Genomic DNA, 16,607 nt, shown 5'->3' on the forward strand with positions numbered 1-16,607 from the left:
TTCACAAAATAATCTATAACTTGAAAAATGTAAAAACCTCTATTAAAAAATAGTTATAATAAGATGTAATAATTATTTTATAAATTTAACTATGTTTAAAAACAAATATCTAACAATTTACTTGTTCGGATATCTATTTATTTGGGTTGGTTTAACAGCTTTTTTTTATAATAGTTCTGCTGTTGATGTTGATGTAGCAGAGAATATGGCTTGGGCAAATCATCTAGCTATTTCATATGATAAACACCCTGGTTTAGGTCAGCTTTTCTTAAAACTTATTTCCTACATCACTTTTGGAAATGCTCTTTTAGCAGCTGTTACTGCTAGTGGCATATGTATTTTAATAGCTCTAATTTATATTTATAAAATAAGTAAGCTTTTTTTTACAAAAGAAGAAGCAATATTATTAACTATGCTGACAACATTTAGCATGTTTTATATTTTACGTTTTTTTATAATGTATAACCAAAATACAATGTTATTACCTTTTTGGGTAGCATCAATATATTATTTTTTACTCATAGAAAGAAATAATAATTATAAAAACTGGATTTTATTATCAGTAATAACTTCTTTAGGATTTTATGCAAAATTTGAGATACTGCTATTATCTGCAATCATGTTTTTTTACTTTTTATTTAATATCAATAAGGATTATGCAAAAAAACTAATAGTATCTGGATTTATATTTTTTACAGCTATATTACCTGAAGTAATATGGTTGGTTAAAAATGACTATATAACTATAGTTTATATATTTAACAGTGTTTCGACAGCTAAAAACCATTTTAACTTAATAGTTAAATTTTTATTAGGGCAATTATATAATCTAATACCTATAGTATATGTTTTAGCTCCAATACTAATACTATTTACATTACTTAAAATAAAGAGATTATTTTTATATCAGAGAATTTCTTTCAGATATTTTAATCATCCTCTAATTATTACTGGTCTTTATCCATTATTTTTTTTCTGGATTGCGCAAACAATAATTGGTGAATTTCCAGCTGGATGGCTTATGGTTATTATGTCTTTATTTTTACCTGCCTTTTATAAGCTATTTAACTTTAAGCTAAAACATATAAATTTCAAAAAATTAGTAATAATATTACTAACTTTACAAATAACTATATTCTCTATTTATAATGGCGCGAAATATTTCAATAGCATCCTTATTCAAGAGAATATTGGTAATAGTTTATCAATAGAAGCTGATAACTTTTGGGAACAGTATAATAATCAACCTATGAGTTATATTGCTGGCTATGATCCTGGATATATTTACTTAGCTGCATTCTCCAAGAGTAAGCCTATTTTCTTAAGAGACTATACTCTTGCTCCTAAAGATACACAAATTCTCATTGCCTTAGAAGGTTGTAATGATAGTGATATTAAAGATATTGAAAAAGCAGGTTTTGAAATATTACATCATAAATGTACAAATATAGAATCTGTTAATAAATATAAAAATCAGAAAAAACTAATTTCTTTATTTATTATAGAAAAATTTTAATTCTTTGAAAAAAATAAGAAGGATATTAATATATAAAATTAAACTCTCATGAAATCAGCGTGAACTAATTTTACTTTGTATGGATGTCTTTGTAATGCTTTTATTATTACTTTTTCTTCTTTTCCATCAATTTTAAGAGTGATTTCGCTAGAGAAGAATGCTTTATCTTCTGTAGAGTGTAACACTTTATCGTGATCTAAAGTAACTGATAATGCCTCTTGACCCGCACCGTATACAACAGCAGGGATTTTTCCATCTTTTCTTAGACGGCGGCTCGCACCAGTTCCTAAGTCTGTTCTTTTCTGAGCTTCTAAAACAAAACTTGCCATTTCATAATTCCTTTTATTAATTTTGAACATATATAATTAATCTATGCGACCCTAGATTAACCTGTGAATTATAATAGAATAATATAGAAACTTCAATAAAGTACTACAAGAAATTAATCGACAAGACCATCCATTCTAAAGATATCACTAACTGACTCTTCTTCATTTGTCTTTTTGATGATTTGAGCTAACAATGGCGCTAGAGAAATAACTTTTATTTTAGGGCAATTTCTTGCAGCTTCATTAAGAGGGATAGTATCTGTAACGATAACTTCATCTATTGCAGAGTTGTTAATATTCTCTATAGCATTTCCAGACAATAGAGGATGCACACAGAAAGCTGAAACTTTTGATGCTCCACCCTTCTCTACTAATGCTGTAGCTGCTTGACACATAGTCCCACCTGTATCCATAATATCATCAACTAGAATACAGTGCTTACCGTCAACTTCACCAATTATGTTCATAACTTCTGCGACGTTTGGCTTAGGGCGTCTCTTATCAACTACAGCGATTTCTACACCTAAGTTTTTAGCAACAGATCTAGCCCTAACAACACCACCCATATCTGGTGATACAATCTTTATGTTATCGTATTTTTCTGGATTATTTCTAACATACTCAAGGAATATCTTTGTCGCAAAAGCATTATCAAAAGGAATATCAAAGAAACCTTGAATCTGCTCTGCATGGATATCTACAGAAAGTATTCTATCCAAACCAACAGCTTGCAGCATATTTGCAACAACTTTAGCAGAGATAGGAACCCTAGCTGATTTTGATCTTCTATCCTGTCTAGCATAACCGAAATAAGGAAGTACCGCTGTAATTCTATCAGCTGAAGATCTTTTTAAAGCATCTATAAGAAGTACTAATTCCATTAGGTTATCACTTGGTGGAAAAGTGGACTGAATTATAAAAATATCTTTACCACGAACATTCTCATTAACAACTACTTGGATTTCGCCATCTTTAAACTTATCTACGACAGCATTACCTAACGTTACACCTAAAGCATCAGCAACCTTATTTGCCAAGTTTTTAGATGCATTACCACTAAATATCATTAAATCATCCGAATGGGAATGAGTATGAAAATGAGACATTTTAAAATTTTCCTAATAACAAGCTATACAGACCACAAGCTATATTCTAAACTTTTTTAACACCTTTAAAAAGCCAATTAATCAAAGATTTAATAAAGTTTTCTTTTTTAGATAAAAGTTATTGAAAAGCCTTAAAATATTTGTATAATTTACCCTATCACTCCGGAGAAATGGCTGAGTGGTCGAAAGCGGCGGTCTTGAAAACCGTTGACTGTAACAGGTCCGGGGGTTCGAATCCCTCTTTCTCCGCCATATAATGAAAGCTCTTAGAAATAAGGGCTTTTTTTATGTCTAAATGCTACAAAATCAGCTAGATATAAAACGACATTATCCTTAAACGTTCATATTATATACCATAGTCAAAGCTTGGCTTTTTACCAAACAGTTGTATAATTAGCCAACCTCTTTTATGGTTTTAAAATATGATTAAACAACCTAAATTTTCCAGCATTAGTAAAATTAAAGAAATTGCTGAACTATATAATCTAATATCTGATGAAAATATTATTCTACTTGATATTAATCACTATAAACAATCTACAGAAATAACCTGTGGCCCAGCTGCGACTATTAGCTTACTTAACTATTATGAGCTATTAGATGATTCAGAAGTAAATAAGCAAACAGAACTTGAATTTGCAAATGATGCAGATACTGGAAACATATACGGTACAAGAGCTCAAAAGCTAGCTGAAATACTAAGCAAATATAATCTCAAAATTCACTCTGGTATAAATGGAAATATAAAACAGATAAGAGAAAATATAGAAAAAGGTATACCTACATTAGTAAATTGGTTTGACTGGGGTGGTCACTGGGCACTAGCTGTTGGGTACCAAAAATTAGGAGAAACGATGGCGGAAGATAAAGATCTTATATTTTTAATAGATCCTGCATCGCATCATACAAATATTAAATCTCCTTATGGATTAACTATATTAAATCCAAGTAAATTTGAAAAGATGTGGATAGATTCAGAAGGAGTCGCCGGTATTTATATCACTGCGATACCTGAAACATTAGCTTTATAAACGACATTTTACTATCCAATATCTATAAATTTTAAATCAAATCAGATTAATATAAAATATAATAATAACTTTATTAAATTATATAACAAGTAGGTTAGGTATTAATTTGAATTTTGTTTAATAAAAGGAAAAATAAATGGCACATATTATACATATTATTGTAAGTAGCGACTGGTTTATTTTATTTACAGGCATAGCAAGTATTATTTCTTTATTTATTGGTGGTAAAGCTTTATATAATGTCAATAAAGTTACAAAACAGATAACAAAAAATTCTTATAATATTAAACAAAGTGCTGGTAACAACAGTAATATAGCTGGCAGGGATATTCATGGATAATAAAAATAGTAACACTCATCAAAGTGCTGGTAATAATAGTAATGTAGCTGGTAGAGATATAAATACTTCTTTGTATAAAATTGATACTATTAATAATACTTGTCACGCTTACCTTTCAGCCAAATATGATTTTGTAAATCTTGGAGGTGTTTGTCATTTATATAGCTATTTAAAGTACTGGATCATGGTACCTTTAATATTTTTTAGTATTTTCTTAATTAACATAATTTTTTTTAAGATAGTTACTATATCTATTATTAGTTTTATTCTATTCATTCCATCTTTACTTTTATATATTATAAGATCCAATGAATATGATAGCTTAAGATCTAATGGATTCTGTTGTACTTGTAGCAATAAGCTTTATTTTTTAGACTATGATTCAAACTATATTATTAGATATGAAGTCAAAGGAATCTGCCCTATACAAGGGTGCAATTATGCAATGCACTTTACAACTGTTGTAGCAAATCAAGAAGGTTATAAATATGCTGTTGCATGTTATAATTCACCTCCTCACCGCTTTAGATTTAACTTTTCAGGTGAAGGTGAACTAATAACATCATTAACTCCGATACCAAAGAATCCAAGAAGTTAAAACTGGAGAGCCTAATTGTTATGAAAAAAGTGACATATAAAGATATGGTAGAAACTATCCTAAAAGAATTTAAAAAAAGTCATAAAAATAAAATATTTTTTTATTTAGATCAAAACATATATAACATCTACAAAAAGGGATCTACATATTCAGGTACACAACCAAATAAAAACAATTGCCATATTATGATTCTATTAATAGATAAATATGGTGAAAGTATAATAAGGCAATTTAATTATCTTAGAAATGAGTTTATAAAGATAGATGAAAATCTTATAAGCAGTAGCAATAAGTCTATGGTTAATATAGCTATTACAGATATTGATAAAATTAAAAAGTATTTTAAAATCAGTTCTTTGTGGAAAATTATAATATATCCTAGCTTAGCTTTTATAGGCTTTGCAGTAGCATATTTTGCTCAAACGATTATTCCTATTTTAAAATTTTATAAATGACATACCATGATTTAGCTAATAGTATTATAGCTGGTAAATATATTTGTGATATATCAGATAAGACTTGGAACTCAGCATTTAAATATATAATAAGTAACCTTCAACTTTTTAAGTTTGATAGAGATGCTATTCACTTAATGTGGACAGAAAATGGGGGACATATTAGAAAAAAAGTTGCAGATGATAATCTAGTATTAGAATTTCTTAAAAGAACGCTCCCAAAATATAATGGTGGGAATATGACTTTATATCGTGGTGAATGTGAGTTTCTATATAAGGATAATAAAATTGGATTTAGCTGGACACCTAAGATAGAGGTTGCGAAAATGTTTGCTAGAGGATTAAATGCGATTGAGTCACGGGGAGTATTATTAAAAGCAAATGTAAGTAAAAATGCAATATTGTGTGAACCTAATAACCATAGTTCAAAATGGTTAAGAGAATTTGAATATATATGTAATCCAAAACTTATTAAAAATATAGAAGTTCTTAAATACTTTGAGAAGTATAAATGATGTGTTTTTAACACCACTTAATTTATACTAAAAAAATAAAATCAATCATCAACCCAATTCTGCATAGTATTTATTAGGTCTGTAAAAACATCTGCCATTAAAAGCAGATCAGCTTCATGACTATGATTATCTTCTTTATTTAAATCTTTGATTCCATCTAAGAATTTAATAGATTTAAACTGAAACTTTGTATTTGTAACCATTGCTAACTGCTCACGCCAAACTATAGCAAGCTCTGTGATATAACCACCATTATCAATAAAAGCTTTAATATTATCATTCAGCATACCACTACCCTGACATGATATATTTGCGATACTATCACCTACTGCACTAGTTAGCTTACATTTATCTGCTAGCTCAACATCTACAGGATAGGCATTATCTACAAGCCATGTTGTTAATATATCTGTTTCTTCTTTTATAACTGGTTCAAACTTAAGTTCACATCTTTGTAACAGCTCTAAAACTTCTGTAACCTGTTTATCAGATACACTATTTATAACTAGATAATTATTAGTCAAATCCAAATAGCCAAAGGTCTTTTTAAATTTACTAAATGCTTGAGGGAGAAGTCTTTGTTCAACATCTTCTTTGATTTGAGTTTTTTCCTTTTTACTAACGTATCTAGTTAGTTCAAGCTCTTCGATATGTTCTTGTGCTTGCTCATTTATTACTTGAGCTGGTAGAAGCTTATCTTCATTTAGCAAACAAAAAGCTGCTAGGTGATTAAACCTAAATAGACACTTCTCATCATCTTTGACAAAAGGATTTATGAAACCTCTAGAAGATTTCTGCAAATTACTACACGGTTTAAATGCTAATTTATTTAATGACTCTTCAAGATAGTCAATATTTACATCTGTGATTTTAAAAGCTGTAAGATTTTTAAAAAACATTAGTTTTACTCATATAAGATAAAGTATCTGACAATAATAAAACATCTGGCTTTAAAGTAGAACAGTAACTCTCAAAAAGCTATAGAAAATTAGAACTTTTGTAATTTAGAGATTTCTCAAAACCATTTTAATATTTTCAACATGATGTATAATATCAACTTTCAAAATATTAAATAATTTTCTTGGATAAACATATGTCACAAATAGTTGTATGTGCGATGTATAAGTTTGTTACATTAGAAGACTTTGAGGCAATGCGTCAGCCTCTTTTAGATGTGATGATAAAGAATAATGTTAAAGGGACTCTACTTTTAGCAAATGAAGGAATCAATGGTACTGTTGCGGGAACTCGTGATGGTATAAATAGTTTATTAGAATATTTAAAGTCAGACTCTCGTTTAGCAGATATTGATCACAAAGAATCGTTTCATGAGCAAATGCCTTTTTATCGCTCAAAAGTTAAACTAAAAAAAGAGATTGTAACTTTAGGTGTTGATGAGATTGATCCAAATAAAGTTTGTGGCAAATATGTAAAGCCAAAAGACTGGAATGCTTTAATCTCTGACCCTGAAACTCTACTTATAGATACTCGTAATGAATATGAGATAGAGATTGGCACATTTAAAAATGCTGTAAATCCTCACACAGAAAACTTTCGTGACTTTCCTGAGTATGTCGACGAGAATTTAGATCCTAAAAAACATAAAAAAGTGGCTATGTTTTGTACTGGTGGTATCAGATGTGAAAAGTCTACCGCCCTACTAAAAGCTAAAGGCTTTGATGAGGTTTATCATCTACAAGGAGGAATCTTAAAATACTTAGAAGAAGTACCAAAAGAAGAAACTATGTGGAAAGGTGAATGTTTTGTATTCGACTCAAGAGTTGCCGTAAACCACGATCTTGAGAAAGGTAGCTATGACCAATGTTTTGCTTGTCGTATGCCAATTACAGAAGAAGATAAAAAACGTCCTGAATATGTTAAGGGTATAAGCTGTCATCATTGTTATGATAAAGCTAGTGAAAAGCAAAAAGCTCGCTTTGCTGAACGTGAAAAGCAATCTCAAATAGCAGCAGAAAAAGGTTTTCTACACGTTGGTGATGAAGCTAAAGAGCTAGCTAAATTAAACAAAGCTAAGAAGCTAGAGGCTAGAGAAGCTGCTCGTGAGAAAAATAAGAAATAGAATTATTAATCAATTATTTAAATAAATACCATCTTCTTTTATTGAAATTTTCTGCTGTTTCAAAAGAGTTCCTATAGCTCTTTTAAAGGCTAGTTTACTTATACCAAACTGTCTTTTTATTGCTTCTGGATCAGATTTATCATTAAATGGTGCAAATCCTCTATGAGTCTCTAGATAATCTTCAATCAAGCTAGCATTTTTATCCAAGTCTTTATGTACTAGCTGTAAAGATAAATCTATACGACCATCATCACGAACGTTTTTGATATAACCCTTTATAGATTGCCCAAAGCTTAATCTTGTGAAAACTTCAGAGCTGTAAAGCACTCCCCAGTAAGTATTATTTATAATTGCTTTATAACCAATAGTTGTTGAGTTGGCAATAATAAGATTTACCTCTTGATTAGCTTCTAGATCACCCTCTGCATAATCCTTTATAAATTTATTTATCTTAGATGACGCTGTGATTCGTCCACTAATCTTATCTAAATACAAATATACTAAATAAGATTTTCCTTCTTCAAATGGTCTATGCTGTTCAGCTAATGGTACAAAAAGATCTTTATCTAATCCCCAGTCTAAAAAAGCACCTATTTTACCAATACTTTTAACTGTTAAGTAAGCGACTTCTCCGACTGCTGATATACCACTTTTCATAGTAGCTACTAGTCCAGAATTAGAATTATGATATAAAAAAACTTGTACATTATCCCCTGTTTCTAAGTTCTGTCCTTCAGACACTGGTAATATTGCTTCACCCAGCTCTAAAGCATCAAGAATTATATAGTTAGCTTTTTTATCCAAAACTTTTAAATTGTGGTATTTACCTATCGAAATCAAAATAATAGCCTCTAAAATTTAATAGAAAAGTCATCTATGCTCAATATTAACATACTTATGGATTTATATACTTAGCCAACGCCATATAAAGGTTAATTTATTGATTGTTTATTACCATAATTGTAGTATTCATATGCAATAGATATTTTATAAAATCATAGATGCTTAAATTAGATACAGATTTTTTTAATAAAGATGCCAAAGCTTTATCTATAGATTTAATAGGTAAAGTAATCTGTAGAAAATACAATAACTTGCTTTTACAAGCTCAAATCATTGAGACTGAAGCTTATAATATCGATGATAAAGCAAGCCATAGCTCTTTAGGATATACAGAAAAGCGCAAAGCTATGTTTATGCCAGCTGGCACAATCTATATGTACTACTCTAGAGGTTATGACTCTCTTAACATTTCTGCAAAAGGCGATGGTGCGGCTGTTCTTATAAAATCAGCAATTATTTTTCCAGAGGCTATAAATAATAAAGAAATGATTAATACAATGTTAGAACTAAATCCTCGTGTAAATAATAAAGTAAGAGATATAGGAAAACTCCTCTCAGGACAAACGCTACTTTGCAAAGCATTAAATATTAAAGTAAAAGATTGGGATCAGAAGACTTTTAATAATGATCTATTTATTGCTGACTCCGGATACAAACCAAATAAAATTATTTCAACTACTAGACTCGGTATTCCAGAGCATAGAGATCCTCATTTATTAAATAGATTTGTTGATTACAAGTATGCAGATAGAGCAACAAAAAATCCTTTAACAAATCGAGCTAAAAATTATGAGATTATTTCCTAGACTTTATTGAACCTTGAAGAGCTTTACGTATAGCCTCCTCAACACTTTTTGATTCATTTATTGAAGAGCGAATCATTTTTTCAGCTTCTTTTTGTTTATAACCTAATACTAATAGTGCATCAACGGCTTCTGAGAAAATACTATTTCCTTGCATATGAATTTCTGTAACACTTATAGAAGTAGTTGCCACAGTTAGTCCTTCTGCTGTTGGTGAAGAGCCATATATTTCACCAGAGAGTTTTATCATCTTATCGTATATCTCAATGACTAATCTTTCTGCTGTTTTTTTACCAATACCTGGAATAGTTGCTAAAAGTCCATAATCTTTATTTTCTATACAATGAAGTAAAGTATTACACTCCATGCCTGAAAGTATAGCTATTGCGGTTCTAGCCCCTACTCCACTTACTTTGATAAGCTCTTGGAAAACTTTTTTATCAAGCTTTGACTTAAAACCATAAAGTTGCTGAGCATCTTCTCTAACAACAAAATGAGTATAAAGAGTAACTTCTTCCCCAACGTTGCCTAGTTTGTATAAAGTTGTCATCGGTACTGCAACTTCATAACCAACCCCATTTACATCTATTAATAGCATCGTAGGATCTTTATCTAAAAGTTTTCCTCTAATTAAACCTATCATGTGGTATATACCTTAAGACTATGATTTTAATGTCATTTCATTTACAGTAAATTCTTTAATACAGCCTTCTGTTGCTGATCTAAATTTTTCTATATGCTCACTCTCTAAATGCTCTACCCAAGACTCTCTAGTTTTCCACTCTTCATAAAAAAGAAAATGTGTAATATTATCATTATCTTGATGCAGCTTATATTGCAAACAACCAGGCTCACTCATCGTGGGTTCAATAAGTTTAGTAAGCTCTGCTTTTATAAAATTAATTTTATCACTCTTAGCTTTAATATTAGCTATGATTATTATCGACATGTTTAATCCTACTTTATTCGTTTATTAGTAACTTTGCTAGCACCTGTTAATCTAGCTAAACTTTTACTACTATGATAATGACATATTGCAACTGCTAAAGCATCTGCTGCGTCCTCTTGTGGCTTCTTACTTAACCCTAACAATGATTGAACCATGTGCTGAACCTGTGACTTAGCTGCTCCACCAGTACCAACTACTGCTTGCTTAACCTGTTTAGCTGAATACTCACTAACAGATAAAAGATTATTAGCCAAAGTACACATAGCAACTCCTCTAGCCTGACCAAGCTTTAGAGCTCCCATAGGATTCTGAAACATAAATATTTGTTCTATAGCTGCCTCTGTCGGTGAGTATATTTTTATAACTTCATTTATACCATCGGCAACTTGCTTTAGTCTATTAGCAGTTTCTTTTTCTGTAACACGGATACAACCACTAGCAACGTAGTAAAGCTTATTTTCAAAAGATTTTATTACGCCAAAACCAGTGATTCGAGAACCTGGGTCTATACCCAATATAACCATTTTATTAGAACATCCTAAGAGAGCTGCTCTAATACTTCTTGAGAAAAATTAGCATTAGAATAAACATTTTGTACATCATCAAGATCTTCCAGCCTATCAATAAGAGCAATGATTTTTTCTGCTGTTTCTAAATCAAGGTCAGCTTTAATATCAGCATCAAAAGTTATTTCTGCTGATTCAGCATTAAAGCCCTTTTCAACTAAAGCTTCTTGTACATCAGAAAACTCTTGAGGAGTTGTGATCACATCTATAGAGCCATCATCATGTGCTATCACATCTTCAGCACCGACCTCTAATGCCACTTCCATCAAAGTATCCTCATCAACACCTTCGATAAAAGAGATAATGCCTTTTTTATTAAACATATATGATACTGAACCATCCGTTCCTAAGTTACCACTATGTTTTGTAAAGGCATGACGAACTTCACCAACAGTACGGTTACGGTTATCAGTCATACAGTCAACTAAGATAGCTACACCGCCTGGACCATAACCTTCATATCTTACTTCTTCTAAATTTCCACCCTCTTCACCACCAGCACCTTTTTTAATAGCACGCTCAATAGTATCTTTACTCATATTATTAGCTAATGCTGTTGCTACTGCGGCTCTTAACCTAGGATTAGAGTCTTTATCACCGCCACCAAGTCTAGATGCTACAGTGATCTCTCTAATAAGCTTAGTAAAAACCTTACCTCTTTTAGCATCTTCTTTTGCTTTTTTATGTTTAATGTTTGCCCATTTACTATGACCAGCCATATTCTCACCTAAAAATTATATAAAACTAACAACTTTTTGAACTAACTTCTCTATTCCTTGAGAAGCCTCTAAAATATTTTTTGCACACATATAAGCTGGAGTAGAAACTAATTTAACGGTTTCATCAACACAAATATCAGTTGCTAGAGTAGGTATATGCTTTGCCCCTTTCTTTTCTAATATCTCTGCTGTGCTTTCATCAGTACCTATTGTTGCCTTAGTCCCTTCTGGATATATTAAAGGAATCATCATAGGAGCTATACATATGTAACCAGCTGGTTTATCTGCTAAATAAAAAGATCTTGCAAATTTAAGGACATCTTCATTCATCTTATATGTTTCATTTCCAACAAAAGCAAAATCTAAAATATTTTTAGCAGCTCCAAATCCACCAGGAAATATTACAGCATCATAATCATCACTATCAGCTGTTGCAATATCTACTATATTACCTCTAGCTATTCTTGCTGATTCTTCTAAAACATTACGTGGAGAAGCTTTTGCATCTACAGCTTGAGTAATATGATTTACTACATGCTTTTGCTCTTCATTAAGAGCTAGACACTGCCACTCCACTCCTTGCTTTTCTAGATATAATAATGTTAAAACAGCCTCATGAATTTCTGACCCGTCTAAATATCCACAGCCAGAAAGTACTACCGCTACTTTTGCCATATTTCACTCACCTTAATTTGTTAAATCTAAGTTATTTCTTTTGAATACTCTATCGGCCCTATAGCTTGACCTAACCATAGGTCCAGATGCAACTTCTAAAAAGCCCTTACTTAATCCTACTCTTCTATATTCTTCAAATAGTTGAGGTGTTACAAATCTTTGTACACTTAGGTGACTTTTTGTTGGCTGCATATATTGACCAAGAGTTATTATATCAACTTTAGACTTTATAGCATCATCCATCGTTTGATATATCTCTTCATCAGTCTCTCCTAACCCTACCATAATACTAGTTTTTGTAAGTACATTAGGATTTTTTTCTTTTACATATTTTAGAAAATCAAATGTTTGCCAGTAACCTGCTCTAGGATCTCTAACTTGTTTTGTTAATCTTTCAACTGTTTCAACATTCTGAGCTATTACGTCAACTTTAGTATTTAAAATCTTATCTATACTTTTTTCAACTCCAGCAAAATCAGGAGTTAAAGCTTCTACTTTTATACTAGGATCAAGCTTTTTTATTTCATTAATTGTGTCTGCATAATGTTGTGCTCCACCATCTAGTAAATCATCTCTATCAACAGATGTTAAAACAACATATTCAAGACCCATTAGTTTAACACTTTCTGCAGCATTTTTAGGTTCTTCTCTGTCAAGCCAACCCTTTGGGTTACCCGTATCTACAGAACAAAACTTACAAGCTCTTGTACATACGCTTCCCATAAGCATTATAGTTGCTGTACCATGCGACCAGCACTCATTTATATTTGGACACTTAGCTTCTTCACATACAGTAGAAAGTTTATGTTTCTTTGTTATAGATTTTACTTTTAAATACTCTTTAGAATTTTGCTTTTCTACTTTTAACCAATCTGGTTTTCTAATATGTATAGAGTTTTCTTTTTTATTTCTTATTCCATCTTTAACTGCAGAAAACCCCTGCTCTGTAGTATATTTAGAACCACTTTCAATTTTAATTTTGATATTAGAAATTTCTTTCATAAATTTAAGAAAACTCGTTTATTTATAAATTTTTAATACATTATAAGAAATAAACATGTTTTTATAAACATCATATACATAAAATTTTATTTTTGAATAATATGTCAGAAACCTTTATAATTATTAGGTTGTGATAGAAAAATTTAGATTAAGAGGAAATAAAAATGTTATCAAAAAAATTAGAAGATGTTCTAAATGCCCAGTTTAACTATGAAATTGAATCGGCTCATATTTATTTAGCTATGGCTGGTGCAACTGCTGATTTAGGACTAAGTGGTTTTACAAATTGGTTTATGGCTCAATATGAAGAAGAACTTTTTCATGCAAAAAAAATGATGAAATTCATAAATGATAAAGGTGGTCGTATAGAAGTTAGAGGCTTTGATGCTCCTAGAAATAAATTCTCTTCACTTTTAGACGTTTTTGAAGAAACTTTAAAGCATGAAGCAGATGTTACTAGAAAGTTTTATGAAATAATGGATATTGCTTTAGAAGAAAAAGAGCATGCTACAAAAAGTTTCTTACAATGGTTTATAGATGAGCAAGTTGAAGAAGAAGCTAACGTTTGTGATATGATAAACAAAATCAAACTAGTTAAAGATGCTGGTTTGTATTTATTAGATCAAGAAGCTGCAAAGAGAACATTCAAGCCTCAAAATCCTTTATAATCTATACTTTATACTTCTTTCTTATAAATGCTATAATTGGCAAATTAATAAATAATATTCTGCTTCTTTTAAACACATGAAAATGTATATTTATAATCACTGCCCTTACTGTATCAAAACTAGACTTGTTGCTGATCTAAGCAATCTAAAATATGAGACAGTAATATTAGCAAATGATGATGAAAAAGCTCATGTAGATAAAATAGGCTCTAAACAAGTACCTTTTATAGAGAAAGATGATGGTGAATTTTTAAAGGAAAGTAATGATATTTGTGAATATATATCTAGATTACAAAACTTTAATATAGCTACTAGTCAAAATAATATAGAATTGAAAAACTTAATTTCTGAACTTCAGAATATCTCTAAAAAAATTACTTATTCAAGAGTTCCTTACCACCTTAACAATAAAAAAGACTTTCCAACCCAAAGTGCTAAAAATTATTTCATTAACAAAAAGAGCTCTTATATTGGTGATATGGATGAACTATACAAAAATCCTCCCAAAGAAATTATTTTAGAAGTACAGACTTTACTTGATAAAATAGATAAATATATAAATTATCCTTTTATTAATGGCGATAAATTTTCTTGGGATGATATTAATATTTTCCCTTTTTTAAGTTTAATTACTATAATGAAAGACTTAGTTAAAATACCTGTTAATGTAGAGAAGTACCTTAAAGGTATAGAAGAAAAAACAAACATTAAATTATATTAATAAGTGTAAAAATGATTATATCAATTGAAGCTATAGATAAAGTCCTTCCACAAACACAGTGTACAAAATGTGGCTATGATGACTGTTATAATTATGCAAAAGCTATAACTAATGGCGACACTCATAACAAATGTATTACTGGTGGAAAAAAAACAATAAAAGAGCTATCTAAACTCCTTAATAAAAAAGAAATTCCTCTTGATGAATCTTTAGGTTTAGAGAAACCTAGAGCAATAGCAAAGATTGATGAAGATTTATGTATAGGCTGTACTAAATGTATACTTGCTTGCCCTGTTGATGCTATTGTTGGAGCAAAAAAATTAATGCATACGATCATAGAATCAGAGTGTACAGGTTGTGAGCTATGTATAGAGCCCTGCCCTATGGATTGTATATCTCTAGTTGAATTAGCTGAAAATAAACAACCAGAAAAACTAACAGATGAACAATATACTGAACAAAAAAATCACTTTAGAGATAGATATATTTTTCATAAACAAAAACAGTTACAAACAAAAGAAAAGCAAAGAGATACATATAAAAGCATCGCATCTGCAGAAGATATGGATAAAAAAGCATATATTGCCGCATCATTAGCTAAATTTAGAAATAAGAAAAAAAACACTAATGAATAAAGAAAAAAGAATCAAAATCTTCGAAACATTAAAAGAGCATAACCCAAGTCCAACTACAGAGTTAGAATATTCCTCTACTTTTGAACTTTTAATTGCTGTTATATTATCTGCTCAAGCAACAGATGTTAGTGTTAATAAAGCTACAGCGGTATTATATAAGATAGCAAACACTCCAGAACAAATTTACAACTTAGGATATGAGAAGCTTGCTGAATATATAAAATCAATTGGTTTATATAAGACTAAAGCAAAAAACGTTATACATACATGTAAAATCTTAATCAATAAATTTAATAGCATAGTTCCTAATAATATGGATGATTTAGTATCTTTACCTGGAGTCGGTAGAAAAACCGCAAATGTTATTTTAAATACAGCTTTTGGAGAACCAACAATGGCTGTCGATACTCATATTTTTCGACTAGCTAATCGAATTCCAATAGCTAAAGGTAAAAATGTAGTTGAGGTTGAAAAAAAGCTATTAAAAGTAATACCTAAAGAATATTTAAAAGATGCTCACCATTGGTTAATACTACATGGCAGATATATCTGCACAGCTCAAAAACCAAAATGTATAAATTGTGTTATTTTTGAATACTGCGAATATAAAGATAAGGAAAAATACATATGATATTCTCTCAAGATAGAAATGAATTACGTATGCTATACATATCCAGTTGGCAGAAATTTCAAAATAAGAAAGTTCTTACCCCTCTAGAAGAGCAGATAGTTAGAATTATAGAAAAACACCCTGAATATCAATCAATGCTAACTGAAAAAAATATAGATACAGATTATTCTCCTGAAAGTGGTCAAGTAAATCCTTTCCTACATATGAGTCTTCATTTAGCAATAATAGAGCAATACCAAACTAATAGACCTTTGGAAATTAGAAACATTTATAATAAACTTGTAGAAAAGTATAAAGATGAGCATAAAGTTCATCATATTATGATGGATCATCTTGCTGAAGAAATTTGGAAGTCTCAAAAATATAACACCATTCCAAATGAAAAAGATTACGTAGCTAATTTAGAAAAGGTATTAAAAGAATAA

Annotated in this window: 23 protein-coding genes and 1 tRNA gene; 14 read left to right on the plus strand and 10 right to left on the minus strand. The window is 30.2% G+C overall.

From position 1 onward, the window contains the following. Window positions 1-91 precede the first annotated feature (91 nt). Window positions 92-1,516, plus strand: a complete 1,425-nt coding sequence (locus KX01_RS07215) for a glycosyltransferase family 39 protein (RefSeq protein WP_071664344.1) — start codon at window positions 92-94, stop codon at window positions 1,514-1,516. Window positions 1,517-1,554: 38 nt separating this feature from the next. Here KX01_RS07215 and rplY read toward each other — a convergent pair whose 3' ends face one another. Both rplY and KX01_RS07225 read right to left on the minus strand, forming a co-directional pair. Next, window positions 1,555-1,845, minus strand: a complete 291-nt coding sequence (rplY, locus tag KX01_RS07220) for a 50S ribosomal protein L25 (RefSeq protein WP_071664345.1) — start codon at window positions 1,843-1,845, stop codon at window positions 1,555-1,557. 113 nt (window positions 1,846-1,958) lie between these two features. Next, entirely contained in the window at window positions 1,959-2,951 is a 993-nt protein-coding gene (locus KX01_RS07225; protein WP_071664346.1) for a ribose-phosphate pyrophosphokinase, read from the minus strand. A 164-nt stretch (window positions 2,952-3,115) separates the two neighbouring features. On the opposite strand from KX01_RS07225, the gene KX01_RS07230 reads away from it, so the two are divergent. From KX01_RS07230 to KX01_RS07255, 6 genes are all read left to right on the plus strand, one after another. After that, window positions 3,116-3,203: transfer RNA gene (locus tag KX01_RS07230), tRNA-Ser, on the plus strand. 170 nt (window positions 3,204-3,373) lie between these two features. After that, window positions 3,374-3,982, plus strand: coding sequence for a C39 family peptidase (locus tag KX01_RS07235; protein ID WP_071664347.1), 609 nt, complete (start codon window positions 3,374-3,376; stop codon window positions 3,980-3,982). Between the two features lie 136 nt (window positions 3,983-4,118). Continuing rightward, the gene (locus KX01_RS07240; RefSeq protein WP_071664348.1) at window positions 4,119-4,322 is read left to right on the plus strand and encodes a hypothetical protein; all 204 of its coding nucleotides are present in this window, start codon (window positions 4,119-4,121) and stop codon (window positions 4,320-4,322) included. Next, window positions 4,315-4,920 carry a hypothetical protein gene (locus KX01_RS07245; RefSeq protein WP_071664349.1) on the plus strand — a complete coding sequence of 202 codons (606 nt, stop codon included), beginning with the start codon at window positions 4,315-4,317 and terminating at the stop codon, window positions 4,918-4,920. Before KX01_RS07240 ends, KX01_RS07245 begins: the two co-directional genes overlap by 8 nt. Before the next feature lie 20 nt (window positions 4,921-4,940). After that, window positions 4,941-5,375, plus strand: coding sequence for a hypothetical protein (locus KX01_RS07250; protein WP_071664350.1), 435 nt, complete (start codon window positions 4,941-4,943; stop codon window positions 5,373-5,375). Continuing rightward, window positions 5,372-5,890, plus strand: coding sequence for a hypothetical protein (locus KX01_RS07255; RefSeq protein ID WP_198021091.1), 519 nt, complete (start codon window positions 5,372-5,374; stop codon window positions 5,888-5,890). The genes KX01_RS07250 and KX01_RS07255 overlap by 4 nt, the downstream gene beginning before the upstream one ends. 41 nt (window positions 5,891-5,931) lie before the next feature. On the opposite strand, the gene rdgC is transcribed toward KX01_RS07255, so the two are convergent. Beyond that, on the minus strand, window positions 5,932-6,789 hold the full coding sequence (gene rdgC, locus KX01_RS07260; protein WP_071664351.1) for a recombination-associated protein RdgC: 858 nt from the start codon (window positions 6,787-6,789) through the stop codon (window positions 5,932-5,934). Window positions 6,790-6,983: 194 nt separating this feature from the next. Between rdgC and trhO the strand changes: the two genes are divergently transcribed. Beyond that, window positions 6,984-7,970 carry an oxygen-dependent tRNA uridine(34) hydroxylase TrhO gene (gene trhO, locus KX01_RS07265; RefSeq protein WP_071664352.1) on the plus strand — a complete coding sequence of 329 codons (987 nt, stop codon included), beginning with the start codon at window positions 6,984-6,986 and terminating at the stop codon, window positions 7,968-7,970. A gap of 9 nt (window positions 7,971-7,979) precedes the next feature. Here the strand turns inward: trhO and KX01_RS07270 are convergent, their stop codons facing one another. Next, window positions 7,980-8,810, minus strand: coding sequence for a CvfB family protein (locus KX01_RS07270; protein WP_071664353.1), 831 nt, complete (start codon window positions 8,808-8,810; stop codon window positions 7,980-7,982). Window positions 8,811-8,971: 161 nt separating this feature from the next. Here KX01_RS07270 and KX01_RS07275 point away from each other — a divergent pair, with 161 nt between their 5' ends. After that, window positions 8,972-9,619, plus strand: coding sequence for a DNA-3-methyladenine glycosylase (locus tag KX01_RS07275; RefSeq protein WP_071664354.1), 648 nt, complete (start codon window positions 8,972-8,974; stop codon window positions 9,617-9,619). Here KX01_RS07275 and ruvA read toward each other — a convergent pair. From ruvA to lipA, 6 genes are read right to left on the minus strand one after another with little or no spacing between them, the layout of a single operon-like run. Beyond that, the gene (ruvA, locus tag KX01_RS07280) at window positions 9,609-10,259 is read right to left on the minus strand and encodes a Holliday junction branch migration protein RuvA (protein ID WP_071664355.1); all 651 of its coding nucleotides are present in this window, start codon (window positions 10,257-10,259) and stop codon (window positions 9,609-9,611) included. The two genes, KX01_RS07275 and ruvA, sit on opposite strands and share 11 nt — an antisense overlap. 18 nt (window positions 10,260-10,277) lie before the next feature. Then, window positions 10,278-10,565: a putative quinol monooxygenase gene (locus tag KX01_RS07285; RefSeq protein WP_071664356.1), complete on the minus strand. Its 288-nt coding sequence runs from the start codon at window positions 10,563-10,565 to the stop codon at window positions 10,278-10,280. An 8-nt stretch (window positions 10,566-10,573) separates the two neighbouring features. Next, complete coding sequence (gene ruvC / locus KX01_RS07290) at window positions 10,574-11,089, minus strand: crossover junction endodeoxyribonuclease RuvC (protein WP_071664357.1); 516 nt, start codon at window positions 11,087-11,089, stop codon at window positions 10,574-10,576. 14 nt (window positions 11,090-11,103) lie between these two features. Next, entirely contained in the window at window positions 11,104-11,850 is a 747-nt protein-coding gene (locus KX01_RS07295; protein WP_071664358.1) for a YebC/PmpR family DNA-binding transcriptional regulator, read from the minus strand. Window positions 11,851-11,865: 15 nt separating this feature from the next. Further along, window positions 11,866-12,525, minus strand: coding sequence for an isoprenoid biosynthesis glyoxalase ElbB (gene elbB, locus KX01_RS07300; RefSeq protein WP_071664359.1), 660 nt, complete (start codon window positions 12,523-12,525; stop codon window positions 11,866-11,868). 12 nt (window positions 12,526-12,537) lie between these two features. After that, window positions 12,538-13,527: a lipoyl synthase gene (gene lipA, locus KX01_RS07305; RefSeq protein WP_071664360.1), complete on the minus strand. Its 990-nt coding sequence runs from the start codon at window positions 13,525-13,527 to the stop codon at window positions 12,538-12,540. A gap of 164 nt (window positions 13,528-13,691) precedes the next feature. On the opposite strand from lipA, the gene KX01_RS07310 reads away from it, so the two are divergent. From KX01_RS07310 to KX01_RS07330, 5 genes are all read left to right on the plus strand, one after another. After that, window positions 13,692-14,195 (plus strand): ferritin, encoded by a 504-nt coding sequence (locus KX01_RS07310; RefSeq protein WP_071664361.1) that lies wholly within the window; start codon window positions 13,692-13,694, stop codon window positions 14,193-14,195. Window positions 14,196-14,277: 82 nt separating this feature from the next. Beyond that, window positions 14,278-14,916, plus strand: a complete 639-nt coding sequence (gene grxB / locus KX01_RS07315; RefSeq protein WP_232223322.1) for a glutaredoxin 2 — start codon at window positions 14,278-14,280, stop codon at window positions 14,914-14,916. Between the two features lie 11 nt (window positions 14,917-14,927). Beyond that, the gene (locus KX01_RS07320; protein WP_071664363.1) at window positions 14,928-15,551 is read left to right on the plus strand and encodes an RnfABCDGE type electron transport complex subunit B; all 624 of its coding nucleotides are present in this window, start codon (window positions 14,928-14,930) and stop codon (window positions 15,549-15,551) included. Further along, entirely contained in the window at window positions 15,544-16,182 is a 639-nt protein-coding gene (gene nth, locus KX01_RS07325; protein WP_071664364.1) for an endonuclease III, read from the plus strand. The genes KX01_RS07320 and nth overlap by 8 nt, the downstream gene beginning before the upstream one ends. Next, window positions 16,179-16,607 (plus strand): DUF1841 family protein, encoded by a 429-nt coding sequence (locus KX01_RS07330; protein ID WP_071664365.1) that lies wholly within the window; start codon window positions 16,179-16,181, stop codon window positions 16,605-16,607. The genes nth and KX01_RS07330 overlap by 4 nt, the downstream gene beginning before the upstream one ends.

Source organism: Francisella frigiditurris, from assembly GCF_001880225.1.
Taxonomy (GTDB): domain Bacteria; phylum Pseudomonadota; class Gammaproteobacteria; order Francisellales; family Francisellaceae; genus Francisella; species Francisella frigiditurris.

Bases quoted from the DNA above. Each gene is read 5' to 3' on its own strand.
- rdgC (WP_071664351.1), bottom strand. From the start codon at position 6,789: ATGTTTTTTAAAAATCTTACAGCTTTTAAAATCACAGATGTAAATATT.
- ruvA (WP_071664355.1), bottom strand. From the start codon at position 10,259: ATGATAGGTTTAATTAGAGGAAAACTTTTAGATAAAGATCCTACGATG.
- elbB (WP_071664359.1), bottom strand. From the start codon at position 12,525: ATGGCAAAAGTAGCGGTAGTACTTTCTGGCTGTGGATATTTAGACGGG.
- KX01_RS07215 (WP_071664344.1), top strand. From the start codon at position 92: ATGTTTAAAAACAAATATCTAACAATTTACTTGTTCGGATATCTATTT.
- grxB (WP_232223322.1), top strand. From the start codon at position 14,278: ATGTATATTTATAATCACTGCCCTTACTGTATCAAAACTAGACTTGTT.
- KX01_RS07320 (WP_071664363.1), top strand. From the start codon at position 14,928: ATGATTATATCAATTGAAGCTATAGATAAAGTCCTTCCACAAACACAG.
- trhO (WP_071664352.1), top strand. From the start codon at position 6,984: ATGTCACAAATAGTTGTATGTGCGATGTATAAGTTTGTTACATTAGAA.
- rplY (WP_071664345.1), bottom strand. From the start codon at position 1,845: ATGGCAAGTTTTGTTTTAGAAGCTCAGAAAAGAACAGACTTAGGAACT.
- KX01_RS07245 (WP_071664349.1), top strand. From the start codon at position 4,315: ATGGATAATAAAAATAGTAACACTCATCAAAGTGCTGGTAATAATAGT.
- lipA (WP_071664360.1), bottom strand. From the start codon at position 13,527: ATGAAAGAAATTTCTAATATCAAAATTAAAATTGAAAGTGGTTCTAAA.
- KX01_RS07225 (WP_071664346.1), bottom strand. From the start codon at position 2,951: ATGTCTCATTTTCATACTCATTCCCATTCGGATGATTTAATGATATTT.
- KX01_RS07250 (WP_071664350.1), top strand. From the start codon at position 4,941: ATGAAAAAAGTGACATATAAAGATATGGTAGAAACTATCCTAAAAGAA.
- KX01_RS07310 (WP_071664361.1), top strand. From the start codon at position 13,692: ATGTTATCAAAAAAATTAGAAGATGTTCTAAATGCCCAGTTTAACTAT.
- ruvC (WP_071664357.1), bottom strand. From the start codon at position 11,089: ATGGTTATATTGGGTATAGACCCAGGTTCTCGAATCACTGGTTTTGGC.
- KX01_RS07240 (WP_071664348.1), top strand. From the start codon at position 4,119: ATGGCACATATTATACATATTATTGTAAGTAGCGACTGGTTTATTTTA.
- KX01_RS07255 (WP_198021091.1), top strand. From the start codon at position 5,372: ATGACATACCATGATTTAGCTAATAGTATTATAGCTGGTAAATATATT.
- KX01_RS07285 (WP_071664356.1), bottom strand. From the start codon at position 10,565: ATGTCGATAATAATCATAGCTAATATTAAAGCTAAGAGTGATAAAATT.
- KX01_RS07235 (WP_071664347.1), top strand. From the start codon at position 3,374: ATGATTAAACAACCTAAATTTTCCAGCATTAGTAAAATTAAAGAAATT.
- KX01_RS07275 (WP_071664354.1), top strand. From the start codon at position 8,972: ATGCTTAAATTAGATACAGATTTTTTTAATAAAGATGCCAAAGCTTTA.
- KX01_RS07330 (WP_071664365.1), top strand. From the start codon at position 16,179: ATGATATTCTCTCAAGATAGAAATGAATTACGTATGCTATACATATCC.
- KX01_RS07295 (WP_071664358.1), bottom strand. From the start codon at position 11,850: ATGGCTGGTCATAGTAAATGGGCAAACATTAAACATAAAAAAGCAAAA.
- nth (WP_071664364.1), top strand. From the start codon at position 15,544: ATGAATAAAGAAAAAAGAATCAAAATCTTCGAAACATTAAAAGAGCAT.